This is a genomic window from Yoonia sp. (genome assembly GCF_030731595.1).
GTDB lineage: Bacteria > Pseudomonadota > Alphaproteobacteria > Rhodobacterales > Rhodobacteraceae > Yoonia.
The window spans coordinates 1-13,911 of record NZ_JANQTS010000057.1 but is presented as its reverse complement, the minus strand read 5'-3'; the positions used below and the strand labels follow the sequence as shown (position 1 = coordinate 13,911).

Here is a 13,911-nt window from a genome sequence, read left to right as displayed (position 1 = left end):
CTCGAAAGAAGTTGGACGCGGTTTTCTTGTGAAGGCCGCGTCTTTCTCTTATATGCAGGGCTAATCCCGTTTTGAGAGTAATCCCATGGACACCAAGGCCCCGATCACGCAGGACGTGCTGACTATTCCGCGCAAGCTGCCCGATGGTCCGACAAACCTTGTCGGCCTGACCCGTGACGCCATGCGCGACGCCTTGATTGCCGCGGGCACGCCGGAAAAGCAGGCCAAGATGCGGGTGGGCCAGATCTGGCAGTGGATTTATCACTGGGGCGTGCGTGATTTTGCGCAGATGACCAATCTGGCCAAAGACTATCGCGTGATGCTGGCTGAAAACTTTGTTGTGGCGATCCCCGAGGTTGTGACCCGTCAGGTATCCGAGGATGGCACCCGCAAATATCTGGTCCGTATTGCTGGCGGGCATGAGGTCGAGGTGGTCTATATCCCCGAAACCGACCGCGGCACGCTGTGCATTTCAAGCCAGGTCGGCTGTACGCTCACCTGTTCGTTCTGCCATACCGGCACGCAGAAGCTGGTGCGCAATCTGACCGCCGGTGAAATCATCGGGCAAGTCATGGTCGCCCGCGATGATCTGGGTGAATGGCCTGTTCCCGGTGCGCCCAAGGATGAAACGCGGCTGCTGTCCAATATCGTGCTGATGGGTATGGGCGAGCCGCTTTATAATTTCGAAAATGTCCGTGACGCGATGAAGATCGCCATGGACCCTGATGGTATCCAACTGTCCCGCCGCCGCATCACTCTGTCCACCAGCGGTGTGGTCCCTGAAATTGCCCGCACCGCCCAAGAGATCGGTTGCCAGTTGGCGATTTCATTCCACGCGACGACCGATGAGGTCCGCGATACGCTGGTACCGATCAACAAACGCTGGCCCATCGCAGAACTGCTTGATGCGCTGCGCACCTATCCCAAGGTCAGCAATTCTGAGCGGATCACCTTTGAATATGTCATGCTGGACGGCGTGAACGACAGCGATGCCGATGCCCGCCGCCTGATCAAACTGATTGACGGTATCCCGGCGAAGATCAACCTGATCCCGTTTAACGAATGGCCCGGCGCACCCTACAGGCGGTCCTCTAACAACCGCATCCGCGCGTTTGCCGATATCATCTACAAGGCAGGCTATGCCTCGCCCATCCGCACACCGCGCGGAGAGGATATCATGGCGGCCTGTGGCCAGCTCAAGTCAGCGACCGAACGCGCCCGCAAGAGCAAGGCGCAGATCGCGCAAGAAACTGGCCTTTAGACAGGGGCCAGCAATGCGCGCGCTTCATCCGGCGAGAGCGGCGCAGGGCGATCACAGCTTGTGGTCAAGTCTACAAACCGTCGTTCTTCGCCTGCCTTAAGGATACTGGTCATCACGTCGACAGCATGCACCGCAAGGTCGATGCTGCACCGGTGCGCACGGCCTTCGGCGATCGCTGCCGCCATATCTGCAAGCCCCGCGCAACGATAGTTGGCCCGATCTTCCTGGTTGGGCACGCCAAAGGGGTGATCCCATGCGGGAAGTGCGGTGATCTCCTTGTCTTGCCCGCCAATCTCGACCGCGCCTCCGAAAAAGTTCGGGTCCGGCACGAAAAGCGATCCGGTCTCGCCGTAAAGTTCCATATTGGCATGACGATGCGCCCAAACGTCCCAACTGGCCCCCAAGGTCACAGTGGCGCCATTGGCGAATTCCAGCAGCGCGTGGATGTTGGTGGGCGTGTCCACCGGCACGGTTTCACCCAAACGCGCGCCATTGCCGATTGTGCGCGTGGCAAAGGTCGCTGTGGCCAAAGCCGCAACCGATCTCACGGGGCCAAGCAACTGGATCAGGTTGGTCACGTAATAGGGGCCGATATCAAGGATCGGTCCGGCCCCCGGTTGATAGAAAAAGTCCGGATTGGGGTGCCAGGCTTCCATACCGTGGCCCATCACGTGGCAGGTCCCCCCGATGATCTTGCCCACATCGCCCGCATCTATCGCAGCGCGCGCTTGCTGATGCGCGCCACCCAGAAATGTATCGGGTGCGGATCCGATCGCAAGGCCCTTGGCCGCTGCCAGTTCACGCAGTTCTTCGCCTTCGGCCAATGTCAGCACAAGCGGCTTTTCGGAATAGGCGTGTTTGCCCGCCTCAAGAATGCGTTTGGTGACTGCGAAATGCACTTCGGGGATGGTCAGGTTCACGATCACATCAATGTCGGGCGCTTTGAGCAGGTCTTCGACCGTATCGGCCCGCAAGCCAAACGCGGCCGCACGCGCGCGGGCGGCGTCCATGTTGATGTCCGCGACCGCCCGTAGCGCGAGCGATTTGAACATCGGGGCCAGCGTGCAATAGGCCGTTGAGATGTTGCCGCATCCGATGATGCCGACGCCAAGCTGTGTCATGTTGCGTTCCTTAGAAATTCTGGATGGCGGCAAGGCTGCGGGTCGCAAACCGTCTGTCATCTTTGGGGTTGTCGTGTTCGACCACGTAGTGATCAACGCCTGCCGCTTGCAGCGCGGCATGGATGGCTGGCCACTCCATGATACCGTGGCCCACGTCGGCCCAGCCGTCTTCGTCGGTGCATTGCCCGTCTGGGGCGATGTCCTTGACATGGACCGTGCTGATCCGGCCCGCGTATTTCTTGATCCAAGCGACCGGATCATGACCCGCGACACGGACCCAGCCCAGATCAAGTTCGAGCAGCAGATCGTCCGAGGCGGCGGCGATCAGATCAAGCGGCATCTCGCCCGTTTCGGTCGCGTCGAACTCGAACGCATGGTTGTGCCAGCCAAAGGGAATGCCTGCATCGCGCAGCGGCTTGCCCGCCTCGGCCAACCGCTTGCCAAAGGCGATCCAGCCTGTCGTATCGGTCGGGCGCATCTCTGGCATGATATAGGGCACGAAGGCTTTTTCGATCCCGAGCGCCTTGATGATGGCAATTGCAGCCGCCGGATCATCCTCGACCATATCAAGGGCAAAATGGCTGCTGGTCATCCGCAGCCCTGTGGCGTCAAGACCCGCCTTAAGCGCATCCAGATCACCGAAGAGACCGCCATATCCTTCGACTTCCTGATAGCCTGCCTCGGCAAGCATTTTTAGCGTGCCAGCCAGCGGCGGGTGATTGCGTGAACAATAAAGCTGATAAGAAATATGGGTCATCTTGCGGTCCTTCTAGGCGTAAGTGGCGCTGTGCAAATCGCGCAGCACAAAGGTTGGCGTGGCATCGGCGGTTGCTGGCGTGAAGGTCACGGTCACGTCTTGGCCCGGCAATAAGGTGAGGGCGTTTTGATCAAAGCGGCCAGGCACATCGGCCTCGACGGCTACGAAAAGGGCGAGCGATTTGGCGGTGATTGTGATCCGGTTGCCGTTGATCGAGTGGGTCAGTCGCGGTGGCAGCAGGTTGTAGTTCTTGTAGGGCCTTGGCGCGAATGTATCCTGGCCTGCATGTCCGCCTGATGTGGTCCAGGTATAGTGGAGCATTTCGTCCGCGTTCACCGCATCGGCCGGGATGGTCAAAAGCATTTCGGCATCTGCCCCGATCTGTTGGGTCGCCTCACCCAGTGGTCTGATCGTGCCGTCCATACGCAGAGCGACGGCGCAGACCGTGACATCATGGACGCCGGGGGTGTCGTTGATCGCACGCAGTTGGATTTGTGTGTCCTTTGGTACCGCTGTCACCAGCACAGGCGCAAAGAAGTCTTTGGCCATGTGGTGCAGCAGCTTCCAGTCGCCTCCGTGGTTCAGTGACGCCCAAGAACACACCGGCCAAGTATCATTCAGCTGCCAGATCAACGTGCCCATGCAATGCGGCTTGAGACTGCGCCAGTGGGTGACCGCCGTCTTGATTGCCAGCCCCTGCTGGACCTGAGACAGGTAAACAAAGTCGTCAAAGTGCTTCGGCCAGCGGAAATAGCGGAACATGGTTTCGGCAATCCGTGCATTGCCACCTGCGTTCTTCTGATGGCTTTCCAGCACGGGGGCCGCGATGTTCTGGTCCTCGGGTGCCGCAAAGCGCCGGATTGCGTTCATCGACGGATAGCTTTGAAAGCCGAACTCTGAACAGAAACGGGGTGACACATCGCGGTAATGATCAAAGTCGCGCCCTTCGTGCCAGACCGACCAGAAATGCATATCGCCCGATCCATCATCGTGCCATGCATCGCCAAAACTCATCGGCCCCGGTGAGGGGGATGAGGGCCACCAGATGGCCTTGGGGTCAGCCTCTTTCAGAGCAGCCTCGATGCAGCGGTTCAGGCGATCGTAGTTCACAAGATAGCGGTCGCGGTCGGCGCGGGTTTCTTCGAACCACGACAGCGAGCCGATCAATTCATTGTCGCCACACCACAGCACCAGACAGGCGTGATGCTGCAAACGATCCACGTTTTCAATGACTTCTGCGCGCACTTCGGCCAGATAGGCATCGTCAGAGGGGTAGATGTTGCAGGCGAACATAAAGTCCTGCCAGACCATCAGCCCAAGTTCATCGCAGAGGTCGTAGAACCAGTCATCCTCGTACCGGCCCCCGCCCCAGACGCGGATCATGTTCATGTTGGCATCTACGGCGGACTGCAACAAATCGCGGGTCTTGGCGGGTGTGATCTGTCCGGCTAGCGCATCAGCAGGGATCCAGTTGGCGCCCTTGGCAAAGATATCGCGGTCGTTGATGCGGAATTTGAACCCAAGGCCAGCGGCGTCTTTTTCGGTCACCAGCTCCGCCTTGCGCAAACCGATGCGGCGCGTGGCCTTTGCCGATGCGACGGATACCTCGAGCGCGTAAAGCGGCTGATCGCCTTGTCCTGCGGGCCACCAGAGTTTGGGGGCCTTTATCTGAAAAGAAGCCGTACAGGAACCGTACAGAACCTGTCCATACACCGTCTGCCCATCAATCGTGACAGCCGCCTCGCCCTCGTAATTGCTGACGGCGACAGTGATCGCCAGTTCGACACGATCCTTATGGTGGGTCTGGTTGACTGTGATCCGGTCGATGCGCGGCGCGGCACTGGGTTCGATCTGCATCACGCCGTAGATACCGAAAGGCGCAAGCGCGATATTCCAGTCCCAGCCGTAATCGCACTGGGGTTTGCGCAGCATATTCACATTGGGGATCGGATTGTTGGTTTTCTGATAGGGCAGATAGAACGGGTGCGCTGCCTGTTTTTCGGCGGCGACAGTGATGGAGGAACGGAAAATCACCGTAATCTCGTTGGTACCGACCCTGGCCACTTTTGACAGGTCCACGCGGTAGCTTCGAAACGCGTTTTCACAGGTCAGCACCACCTGCCCGTTCACCATGACCGTCACAACCGTGTCGACACCTGACAAGACCAGATCGACTGCGGTCTGGGTCAGATCAAACTGGCGGGTCGCCCGCCATTCCCGCTCTGCGATCCAGCGCAAATCATATTCGTTTCGGCCCCAATACGGGTCAGGGATCAGGCCGGCATCATACAGGGCACTTATCCCGTCTGTGGGTAGATGCATCGCGCAGGCATAGTCCCCGCTGGCGTCGGACAGAGACCATTCACCTGCCAGACCTATGGGTGTCACAGACGGTCCTCGGTTGCTTTGTCGAAAAGCGATGCGCGGGACGGATCGATCCCGATCTCAATGGTTTGCCCGGCCTTAACTGTGGCCTGCCCATCCATCCGGATGCGGAAAAGATGATCGCCCAGTTTGGCGTAGACAAGCGTGTCCGACCCCATCGGTTCCACCAGATCGACATCGACGTGGTATTGCAGCGGCGCATTGCGCACCAATTCCCCCGTGACGATATGTTCGGGACGGATACCGATCACCGCAGGCCGGTCAGCGGTTTGCGGTGCGGCAAATTCATAGCCCGTCATCGGCATGGCCATGTCATCGACCTTGAAAACCCCCGCTTCCAGATGCCCTTCAAGGAAGTTCATCGAGGGGCTGCCGATGAAGTCAGCCACATAGAGGTTGCGCGGTTTGTTATAGATTTCGTCAGGGCTGCCCAACTGCATGATCGCCCCGCCTTTCATCACCGCGATCCGGTCAGCCAATGTCATCGCCTCGACCTGATCGTGGGTCACATAGATCATCGTGTTCTTAAGCTGGTTGTGCAGGCGCTTGAGTTCGACACGCAGATCAACGCGCAGTTTGGCATCAAGGTTGGACAATGGTTCGTCGAACAAAAAGACGTCCACATCCCGCACCAAGGCCCGCCCGATGGCGACGCGCTGCCGCTGACCACCCGACAAGGCACCCGGTTTGCGATCCAGCAGTGGCCCGATTTGCAGGATTTCAGCCGCGCGTGCCACCCGCGCTTCAATCTCGTCTTTGGGCAGTCTGGCGTTCTTGAGGCCGAAAGACAGGTTCCCCTTCACCGTCATCTGCGGGTAAAGCGCATAGGACTGGAACACCATGCCGATCCCCCGCTCGGACGGTTCGGCCCATGTCACGTTCTTGCCCTTGATGAAAATCTGACCGTCGGTGACTTCAAGCAATCCGGCAATGCAATTCAACAAGGTAGACTTGCCGCAGCCTGACGAGCCAAGCAGCACAAGGAATTCGCCTTCGTTGATGTTCAGATCAAGGTTTCGCAGGACTTTGACCGCCCCGAATGAGAGATCGAGTTGTTTGATTTCGACGGAATAGCTCATCCTTTAACGGCTCCTGCTGCGATGCCACGGACGAAGAGTTTCCCGGAAGCGAAGTAGATGACAAGTGGCACAAGGCCGGTGAGAAGTGTGGCCGCCATATTGACGTTGTATTCCTTGATCCCCTGAACCGAGTTGACGATGTTATTCAGCTGCACCGTCATCGGATAGGTGGCCGGTTTGGTGTAGATCACCCCGAACAGAAAATCGTTCCAGATGCCCGTCACCTGTAGAATGATCGCCACCACAAAGATCGGCAGTGCCATAGGCAACATGATCTGGAAATAGATCCGCCAGAACCCTGCCCCGTCGACCCGTGCCGCCTTGAACAATTCTTCTGGCACAGAGGCAAAATAATTCCGGAACAGCAGCGTCAGGATCGGCATCCCAAAGATCGTATGGACCAGAACCAGCCCCCCCAGATCACCCATCAGGCCAATCTCGCGCAGCAGGATCACGATGGGATAGATCATCGTCTGGTAGGGAATGAAGGCCCCAAGGATCAGGATGGTAAAGAAGACCTCGGACCCTTTGAATTTCCAGTTGGACAGCGCGTAGCCATTCACCGATGCAATGGCGATGGACAGCACGACCGAAGGAATCAGAATTTGCACAGAGTTCCAAAAACCCCGCGACAGCCCATCACAGTTCACGCCTGTGCAGGCCTCTGACCAGGCTTTCACCCAAGGCTCGAACGTGATTTCCAAGGGCGGGCCAAAAACATTGCCCATGCGGATTTCCGGCATCCCCTTGAGCGAGGTCACGACCATCACATAAAGCGGCAGCAGATAGTACATGCTGACAACGATCAGCGTGCCATAAAGAAAGATATTGGCGCGGCTGAACCGCTTTTTTGGTTTGGGGCCGCGTGGGCCAGTCATTGTCAGATCAGCCATTCTTTTTGCCTCCGAATTCAAGGTAGGCCCAAGGGATCAGGATGATGATCACAGAGACAAGCATCATGGTGGAGGCCGCGAAACCTTGGCCAAGGTTCTGGGCGCGGAACATATATTCGATGACGTATTTGGCAGGCACTTCGGAACTGATGCCCGGCCCGCCGTTTGTTTGAGCCACGACAAGATCGTAAAGCTTGATGATCCCGGACGCGATCAGCACCAGCGCCGTGATGAAAACGGGGCGCATCATCGGGATGATGATCCGGATATAGGTCTTGACTGTGCCGATCCCATCAACGCGGGCAGCTTTCCAGATGTCTTCGTCAATGCCGCGCAAACCTGCAAGCATGATGCACATGATCAGGCCCGATCCTTGCCATATCCCCGCGATCAGCAGGCCGAACATGACAGTGTCGGGGTCATTAAGCGGGTCAAAGGCAAAGCTTTCCCAGCCCCAGCCCTGCACCAAGGATTGCAACCCGAAATCAGGGTTCAGGATCCATTGCCACGCGATGCCTGTCACGACGAAGGACAGCGCAAAGGGATAAAGGAAAATCGTGCGAAAGGCACTCTCGAACCTGATCTTGCGATCAAGGAGTGCGGCAAGCACGAAACCGATCGTCAGGGTCAGAACCAGCGAACAGACCCCATAAAGCGCGAGGTTGGAGATCGAGATCAACCAGCGCGGTGTGTCCCAAAGCCGCTCGTACTGATCCAGCCCAACCCAGTTCAAGCGGGGCAAAAGCCGCGAGTCGGTAAATGAGTGGACTACGGTCCAGAGTGTTCCGCCGACAAAGACAACCATCGCCGTCAGGATCATCGGGATCGACGCGATTTTCGCCATAGGATTGCGGAAAAGGCGCATCGGCTTGCGCGCTTTGGCGGCTCTTTGGCCGCCTGTTTGTTCAACCACTGACATGGTGGTTTCCCCCTGTTTGGCTAATTGGCCTGACGTGACGCAGACCTTAATCCGAATCCAAACGGCCCACCTGACGCATCAGGCAGGCCATCTGGGAGGTAACCTTAGTCAGCCGCTGCGATCAGGTCGGCATAGCGCGCTTGCGCTTCTGCGGCAGGCATGTCGCCGGACCAGAACTCGGCCATCAGGTCCTCGATCTGGGTCTGCGTGTCAGCCGAAAGCGACTGGTCGCCCGATGGCAGGATGCCACCGTCAGCCAGAATGCCGAGGCCCTTTTGCATGCAGCCGTTGGCCGCTGCCATGTCGATGTCTCCGCGCACAGGCAGTGAACCTTTTGCAAGGTTGAAAGAGACCTGCACTTCCGGAGAGATCAGCAGCGCGGCCAGTTCTTTCTGGGCGGCCGTGATTTCAGGATCGTCATTGACGGGGAAGTAGAAGGCGTCGCCACCGGTATCAAGGATCGCATTCAGACCCAGACCTGGCAGGCAAGAGTAATCCTGACCTTCGACCTGTTGCGCGACAGAGAATTCACCCTGCGCCCAGTCACCCATCAGCTGTGCGCCAGCCATGCCGGTGATGACCATATTGGTCGCCTGGTTCCAATCCTGCACGTTAGAGCCGCGCGCCAGTTCGCGCGCATCAGCAACAGCTTGGAACACGGCTGTGTATTCCGGACCCCGTGCCGTATCGGCGTTCTTGTTCACGGTCACATCGCGCCATGCATCCAGACCGGCCACGGCGATCGTGATCGCGCCAAAGGCAAGGTTCTGCTGCCAGCCCTGCTGACCCATCGCGAGAGGGACAAGACCTGCGGCTTCAAGCGCGGGGGCAGAAGCCACGAATTCGTTCCAGTTTGTCGGAACCGGAACGCCTGCTTTCTCATAGGCGTCATGGCTCAGCCACAACCACTGGGCAGAGTGGATATTGACCGGCACGCAGTAAATGCGGCCATCAAGTGTGCAACTGTCCAACAAAGAAGAAGGGTTGACGATATCTTTCCAGCCGCCCGCTTCGGCGACATCGGTCAGGTCAAGCATCAGGCCCGCCTCGATCAGCTCTTCGGCTTGGCGACCATGGTTCAACTGGGTTGCGGCCATCGGATCACCGCCCAGAATACGGCTGATGATGATCGGGCGCGCCGTGCCACCTGAGCCTGCAATCGCGCCATCAATCCAAGTGTTGCCTGTGGCGTTCCAGGCTTCGGCAAATTTGGACACGGCAGCGGCTTCACCGCCCGATGTCCACCAGTGCGTCACTTCAAGTTCAACGGCCGATACGGCCGAAGCGCTCATGATGGCTGTCGCCGCGAGTAGCTTTGTTGTCAGTTTCACGATTCTCTCCTCCCTGGTTCTAAATCGTTGTAGTAGAGCCTATATCGATTTAGATTGACCTCGCAAGACAAATTCAGCCAGTATTTGGGTAACCCGCGAAGCGACGCGCTAAGGCTTTGTTGTGATGCTGTTTTTGCAAGACTGCCTGTCTGGTCTTGGGATGAAATCCGGCCTAACCTAGCCATGCAAAAGGAGACCTTTGAAAATGCCGCAAAGCGAAAGTCAGCCAAAGACTGCGGCGGCAGGTCTGTCTTCCGGTGGCAAGCCGACGTTGAAAACAATTGCACGCATCAGCGGCTTGGCGGTCCCCACCGTGTCACGCGCGCTGAACGATGCGCCCGACATCGGCAACGAAACGAAAAAGCTGATCCGCAAGATCGCAAATGAAATCGGCTATGTGCCAAACCGTGCCGGTGTCCGGCTGCGGACAGGGCGGACCAATGTGATCAGTCTGGTGATGTCCACCGAACATGACCTGATGAGCCATACAGCCCGCCTGATTGCATCTGTCGCCGGTGGCTTGCGCGATACCCCGTTCCATTTGATCGTGACCCCCTTCTTTCCCGACCAAGACCCGATGGAACCTGTCCGTTATATCGTCGAAACCGGATCGGCGGATGCCATCATCATGAACCAGATCAAGCCAGAGGACCCGCGTGTGGCCTATCTGATGGAACGCAATTTTCCCTTTGCGACGCATGGGCGAACAAACTGGTCGGACCGTCACCCCTATTATGATTATGACAACAAGGCCTTTGGCAGTCTGGCCATCAAGCAGCTTGCAGCGCGTGGCCGGAAGAATATTTTCGTCATCGCCCCGCCGCAGACCCAGAGTTACGCCCTGCATATGATTGCGGGTGTGACCGAAACCGGTGCCGAAAAGGGTGTCAACATCACGATTGCGGACGGCATCACGAGCGATGCAGCGAGTGCCGAGGTGGTCGGTTTCGTGCGCGAAACGCTCCGTGCCCACCCCGAGATTGATGCGATTGTCACCGCCTCGACATCCTCTGCGATGGCCGCAGTCGCTGGATTAGAGCAGCATGGCGCGCAAGTCGGCCAGCAGATTGACGTCTTCGCCAAAGAAGCGATGCCGTTTCTCAAATTTTTCCGCGCCGATATTCTGACGCTGGCAGAGCAGGTGAACACAGCGGGCGATTTTCTGGCCAGAGCCGCCATTCAAGCGATCCGCAAACCCGAAGAAGCCCCGATGCAGGGACTTGAAGTGCCGTCAGACGACACCCCTTAGCTGTTCCACGATCTCCGTCACCTTTTGGTTGATCGAGACAGTCGCCGTTGGGTTGGCAGGCACCTCCAATATAGCGAACTGGCTGTCGAGCAAGGACGCCGGCATGTAGTGCCCCCTGCGTTTGGCAAGCCGTGCCGCAACAATGTCGCGGGGCGCGTCCAAATACACGACCTGAAGGTCCGGAATCGCCGCCCGCAGATGGTCTCGGTAGCTTTTGCGCAAGGCAGAGCAGGCAAAGACCGTGATCGCTGTGACCCGTTCTTCATTCACAGCGGCGGCTAGCGTATCCAGCCAAGGCCAGCGCATGGCGTCCGTCAGGGGCCTACCCGCTGCCATGTGGTCTACGTTGCTTTGGGGGTGATAGTCGTCCCCGTCCAGAAATACCCCGCCCAGCGCGTTTGCCAGTGCTGCGCCAATCGTCGATTTGCCGCAGCCCGACACGCCCATCACCATGATCGCAGGGTGCATGTTATCTGCCCGGAATTGCGCCACGCTTGACGCCTTTGCCTTCCCAGTCTTCCATCGCGCCCATCGCTTCTTCGGCAGTTTCGACAAATCGGAACAGTCGCAGATCATCGGCCGAAATTGTGCCCGCTTCGGCCAGAGCATCCCAGTTGATGATCTTTTCCCAAAACGCCCGCCCGAACAGCAGGAACGGGACCTGCTCCATCCGTCCGGTCTGGATCAGGGTCAGCGCCTCGAACATTTCATCCAACGTGCCAAAACCACCTGGAAAGATGCAGACCGCCGAAGCGCGCATCAGGAAATGCATCTTGCGGATCGCGAAGTAGTGGAAGTTGAAGCACAGCTCTGGCGTGACATAAGCGTTCGGCGCCTGTTCATGCGGCAGCACGATATTAAGCCCGATTGACCGCCCGCCCGCTTCCGCGGCACCGCGATTGCCCGCTTCCATCACGCCGGGTCCGCCGCCTGTGACGATCACATTTTCGGTCCCTCCCGTGGCAAGAGATTGTGCGGTGATCATCTGCGCGAACCGGCGGGCTTCTTCATAGTATTGCGACAGATCGGCGAGGGTTTGCGTGCGCGCGCTGTCTTTCTTGGCAGGCTCCGGGATACGCGCACCGCCAAACAGCACGATCGTCGATTTGACCCCTGCTTCCTTCATCAGCATGTCGGGCTTGAGCAACTCCAACTGCAACCGCACGGGCCGCAATTCTTCGCGGCACATGAAGTCATCATCCGCAAAAGCCAGCGCATAAGACGGGGCCCGCGTCTGCGGTGTGTCGGGGATGCGTTTGACCTCTTCGATATCCTGATGGCTGTCGCGAAGCGGATGGGTGCGGTCGTCTTTCATGTCTCGGGCCCTGCGTTGTTGAACTTGCAACCTGCCTGATGTGGGCGCGGATGCAAAGGAAATACACGCATTTGATCCTGTTGCGCAGCGGACCAGGAACCCATGTCTGCATTGCCAATTGACCTGATGTTTCTTATGGGATGGCGCAGACAGCGAAAGGATCCTTGCATGACCATCAACACTGCCGCCCTCGAGACCGCGATTGAAGCCGCGTGGGACGCCCGCGACACGATCACCCCCGCCACCAAAGGTGAGGTACGCGAGGCGATTGAAGACACGCTGAACGCGCTGGATAGTGGCAGTTTGCGCGTGGCGCAGAAACTGGATGACGGGTCATGGCATGTGAACCAATGGGCCAAGAAAGCGGTCCTGTTGTCCTTCCGCCTGAACGACATGGAGCCGATTTCCGGTGGCAATGGCGGATCGACCTGGTGGGACAAGGTGCCCTCGAAATTCGACGGTTGGGGCGAAAACCAATGGCGCGAGGCAGGCTTTCGCGCCGTGCCCGGCTCCATCGTGCGCCGCTCGGCCTTTATCGGCAAAGGCGTGGTCCTGATGCCGTCTTTCGTGAACTTGGGCGCTTATGTTGATGAGGGTTCCATGGTCGATGGCTGGGCCACTGTCGGGTCCTGCGCCCAGATCGGCAAGAACGTACACTTGTCCGGCGGCGTCGGTATCGGCGGCGTGCTGGAACCCATGCAGGCCGGACCCACCATTATCGAGGACAACTGCTTTATCGGTGCCCGCTCCGAGGTTGTCGAAGGCTGCATCATCCGCGAAGGCTCTGTTCTTGGCATGGGTGTGTTCATCGGCCAATCGACCAAGATTGTGGATCGCGAAACCGGCGAAGTCATGTATGGCGAAGTGCCGCCCTATTCCGTCGTTGTCGCAGGCTCGATGCCCTCCAAGAACAACATCAGCCTGTACTGCGCGGTCATCGTCAAGCGGGTGGATGAACGCACCCGTTCCAAGACCGGCATCAACGAACTGCTGCGCGACTAAAGTGATCATCAGCCGCATCCTTGCACGCAAACGGATCAAGGCGGGCATACGCCCGTCTTTCAAGGCTGCATGGCTGCCGGTGGCCGTTGATGTGGTGATGATCTCGCTTTTGCTGGCAATGCTGTTCCTGCCTGCTGTCTCGCTTAGCATCGTCATGGGGCTGACGTTATTCTGGCGGATCTTGCTGCTGATGGTCCTGATTTACGCGCCTTTGCAGATCGTCATCATCGTTTCGACAATCTGGGCGGTGCGGTCGCGCTGGGAAGAGAAAGACACCAAATGACCAAGAAAGAAAGTCGCCAGAAGGTGTTTACACTATTGGTCGAAGTCGGCCGGAACCCCGGCGACGGTCTGCCAGAGGGTGCGACCGGAGCGGCGCTGATGTGCTATTCCAGCGGCATCGACGAGGCCGAAGCGGTCCGCGAAACGGTCGCGATCCTCAAACAGGCCGATCTCGCCCCGCTGGATGTGTCAGGCTACGGCACGCTGGAAGAACGGCTGGCCGAAGGACATGATATCTCGGATGAAGAAAAGGCACTGATGGCCCGCGCCCTGGAAGAAAACAGCGTCATCGTGGCGCAGATGACACCGTTCTTCGA

The 13,911-nt window shown here is 58.2% G+C and carries 14 protein-coding genes; 5 read left to right on the top strand and 9 right to left on the bottom strand.

From position 1 onward, the window contains the following. Nucleotides 1–85 precede the first annotated feature (85 nt). On the top strand, nt 86–1,261 hold the full coding sequence (gene rlmN, locus NWQ23_RS05755) for a 23S rRNA (adenine(2503)-C(2))-methyltransferase RlmN (protein WP_306165300.1): 1,176 nt from the start codon (nt 86–88) through the stop codon (nt 1,259–1,261). On the opposite strand, the gene NWQ23_RS05750 is transcribed toward rlmN, so the two are convergent. From NWQ23_RS05750 to NWQ23_RS05720, 7 genes are all read right to left on the bottom strand, one after another. Next, nucleotides 1,258–2,382 (bottom strand): Gfo/Idh/MocA family protein, encoded by a 1,125-nt coding sequence (locus NWQ23_RS05750; RefSeq protein WP_306165299.1) that lies wholly within the window; start codon nt 2,380–2,382, stop codon nt 1,258–1,260. The two genes, rlmN and NWQ23_RS05750, sit on opposite strands and share 4 nt — an antisense overlap. A 10-nt stretch (nt 2,383–2,392) precedes the next feature. Beyond that, a complete protein-coding gene (locus tag NWQ23_RS05745; protein WP_306165298.1) occupies nt 2,393–3,139 on the bottom strand; it encodes a sugar phosphate isomerase/epimerase in 747 nt (248 codons plus the stop codon). Nucleotides 3,140–3,151: 12 nt separating this feature from the next. Beyond that, nucleotides 3,152–5,527 carry a glycoside hydrolase family 2 protein gene (locus NWQ23_RS05740; RefSeq protein ID WP_306165297.1) on the bottom strand — a complete coding sequence of 792 codons (2,376 nt, stop codon included), beginning with the start codon at nt 5,525–5,527 and terminating at the stop codon, nt 3,152–3,154. After that, nucleotides 5,524–6,603, bottom strand: a complete 1,080-nt coding sequence (locus NWQ23_RS05735) for an ABC transporter ATP-binding protein (protein WP_306165296.1) — start codon at nt 6,601–6,603, stop codon at nt 5,524–5,526. Before NWQ23_RS05735 ends, NWQ23_RS05740 begins: the two co-directional genes overlap by 4 nt. Continuing rightward, entirely contained in the window at nt 6,600–7,496 is an 897-nt protein-coding gene (locus NWQ23_RS05730; protein WP_306165295.1) for a carbohydrate ABC transporter permease, read from the bottom strand. The genes NWQ23_RS05735 and NWQ23_RS05730 overlap by 4 nt, the downstream gene beginning before the upstream one ends. Next, nucleotides 7,489–8,415 carry a carbohydrate ABC transporter permease gene (locus NWQ23_RS05725; RefSeq protein WP_306165294.1) on the bottom strand — a complete coding sequence of 309 codons (927 nt, stop codon included), beginning with the start codon at nt 8,413–8,415 and terminating at the stop codon, nt 7,489–7,491. Before NWQ23_RS05725 ends, NWQ23_RS05730 begins: the two co-directional genes overlap by 8 nt. Before the next feature lie 104 nt (nt 8,416–8,519). Continuing rightward, nucleotides 8,520–9,746 carry an ABC transporter substrate-binding protein gene (locus NWQ23_RS05720; RefSeq protein ID WP_306165293.1) on the bottom strand — a complete coding sequence of 409 codons (1,227 nt, stop codon included), beginning with the start codon at nt 9,744–9,746 and terminating at the stop codon, nt 8,520–8,522. A gap of 205 nt (nt 9,747–9,951) precedes the next feature. Here NWQ23_RS05720 and NWQ23_RS05715 point away from each other — a divergent pair, with 205 nt between their 5' ends. Further along, nucleotides 9,952–10,995 carry a LacI family transcriptional regulator gene (locus tag NWQ23_RS05715; RefSeq protein WP_306165292.1) on the top strand — a complete coding sequence of 348 codons (1,044 nt, stop codon included), beginning with the start codon at nt 9,952–9,954 and terminating at the stop codon, nt 10,993–10,995. Here the strand turns inward: NWQ23_RS05715 and NWQ23_RS05710 are convergent. Both NWQ23_RS05710 and NWQ23_RS05705 read right to left on the bottom strand, forming a co-directional pair. Next, the gene (locus NWQ23_RS05710) at nt 10,978–11,487 is read right to left on the bottom strand and encodes a gluconokinase (RefSeq protein ID WP_306165291.1); all 510 of its coding nucleotides are present in this window, start codon (nt 11,485–11,487) and stop codon (nt 10,978–10,980) included. The genes NWQ23_RS05715 and NWQ23_RS05710 overlap by 18 nt on opposite strands. Continuing rightward, nucleotides 11,465–12,310 (bottom strand): TIGR00730 family Rossman fold protein, encoded by an 846-nt coding sequence (locus NWQ23_RS05705; protein ID WP_306165290.1) that lies wholly within the window; start codon nt 12,308–12,310, stop codon nt 11,465–11,467. The genes NWQ23_RS05710 and NWQ23_RS05705 overlap by 23 nt, the downstream gene beginning before the upstream one ends. A 174-nt stretch (nt 12,311–12,484) precedes the next feature. On the opposite strand from NWQ23_RS05705, the gene dapD reads away from it, so the two are divergent. The 3 genes from dapD to NWQ23_RS05690 all read left to right on the top strand — a co-directional run. Beyond that, the gene (dapD, locus tag NWQ23_RS05700) at nt 12,485–13,312 is read left to right on the top strand and encodes a 2,3,4,5-tetrahydropyridine-2,6-dicarboxylate N-succinyltransferase (RefSeq protein WP_306165335.1); all 828 of its coding nucleotides are present in this window, start codon (nt 12,485–12,487) and stop codon (nt 13,310–13,312) included. Between the two features lies 1 nt (nt 13,313). After that, nucleotides 13,314–13,595, top strand: coding sequence for a hypothetical protein (locus NWQ23_RS05695; protein WP_306165289.1), 282 nt, complete (start codon nt 13,314–13,316; stop codon nt 13,593–13,595). After that, on the top strand, nt 13,592–13,911 hold a 320-nt coding region (locus NWQ23_RS05690; RefSeq protein ID WP_306165288.1), incomplete at its 3' end, for a hypothetical protein. The genes NWQ23_RS05695 and NWQ23_RS05690, both read left to right, overlap by 4 nt.

Excerpts from the sequence above, each read along its gene's own strand:
- NWQ23_RS05730 (WP_306165295.1), bottom strand. The coding sequence starts at position 7,496 with ATGGCTGATCTGACAATGACTGGCCCACGCGGCCCCAAACCAAAAAAG.
- NWQ23_RS05735 (WP_306165296.1), bottom strand. The coding sequence starts at position 6,603 with ATGAGCTATTCCGTCGAAATCAAACAACTCGATCTCTCATTCGGGGCG.
- rlmN (WP_306165300.1), top strand. The coding sequence starts at position 86 with ATGGACACCAAGGCCCCGATCACGCAGGACGTGCTGACTATTCCGCGC.
- NWQ23_RS05750 (WP_306165299.1), bottom strand. The coding sequence starts at position 2,382 with ATGACACAGCTTGGCGTCGGCATCATCGGATGCGGCAACATCTCAACG.
- NWQ23_RS05745 (WP_306165298.1), bottom strand. The coding sequence starts at position 3,139 with ATGACCCATATTTCTTATCAGCTTTATTGTTCACGCAATCACCCGCCG.
- NWQ23_RS05725 (WP_306165294.1), bottom strand. The coding sequence starts at position 8,415 with ATGTCAGTGGTTGAACAAACAGGCGGCCAAAGAGCCGCCAAAGCGCGC.
- NWQ23_RS05715 (WP_306165292.1), top strand. The coding sequence starts at position 9,952 with ATGCCGCAAAGCGAAAGTCAGCCAAAGACTGCGGCGGCAGGTCTGTCT.
- NWQ23_RS05705 (WP_306165290.1), bottom strand. The coding sequence starts at position 12,310 with ATGAAAGACGACCGCACCCATCCGCTTCGCGACAGCCATCAGGATATC.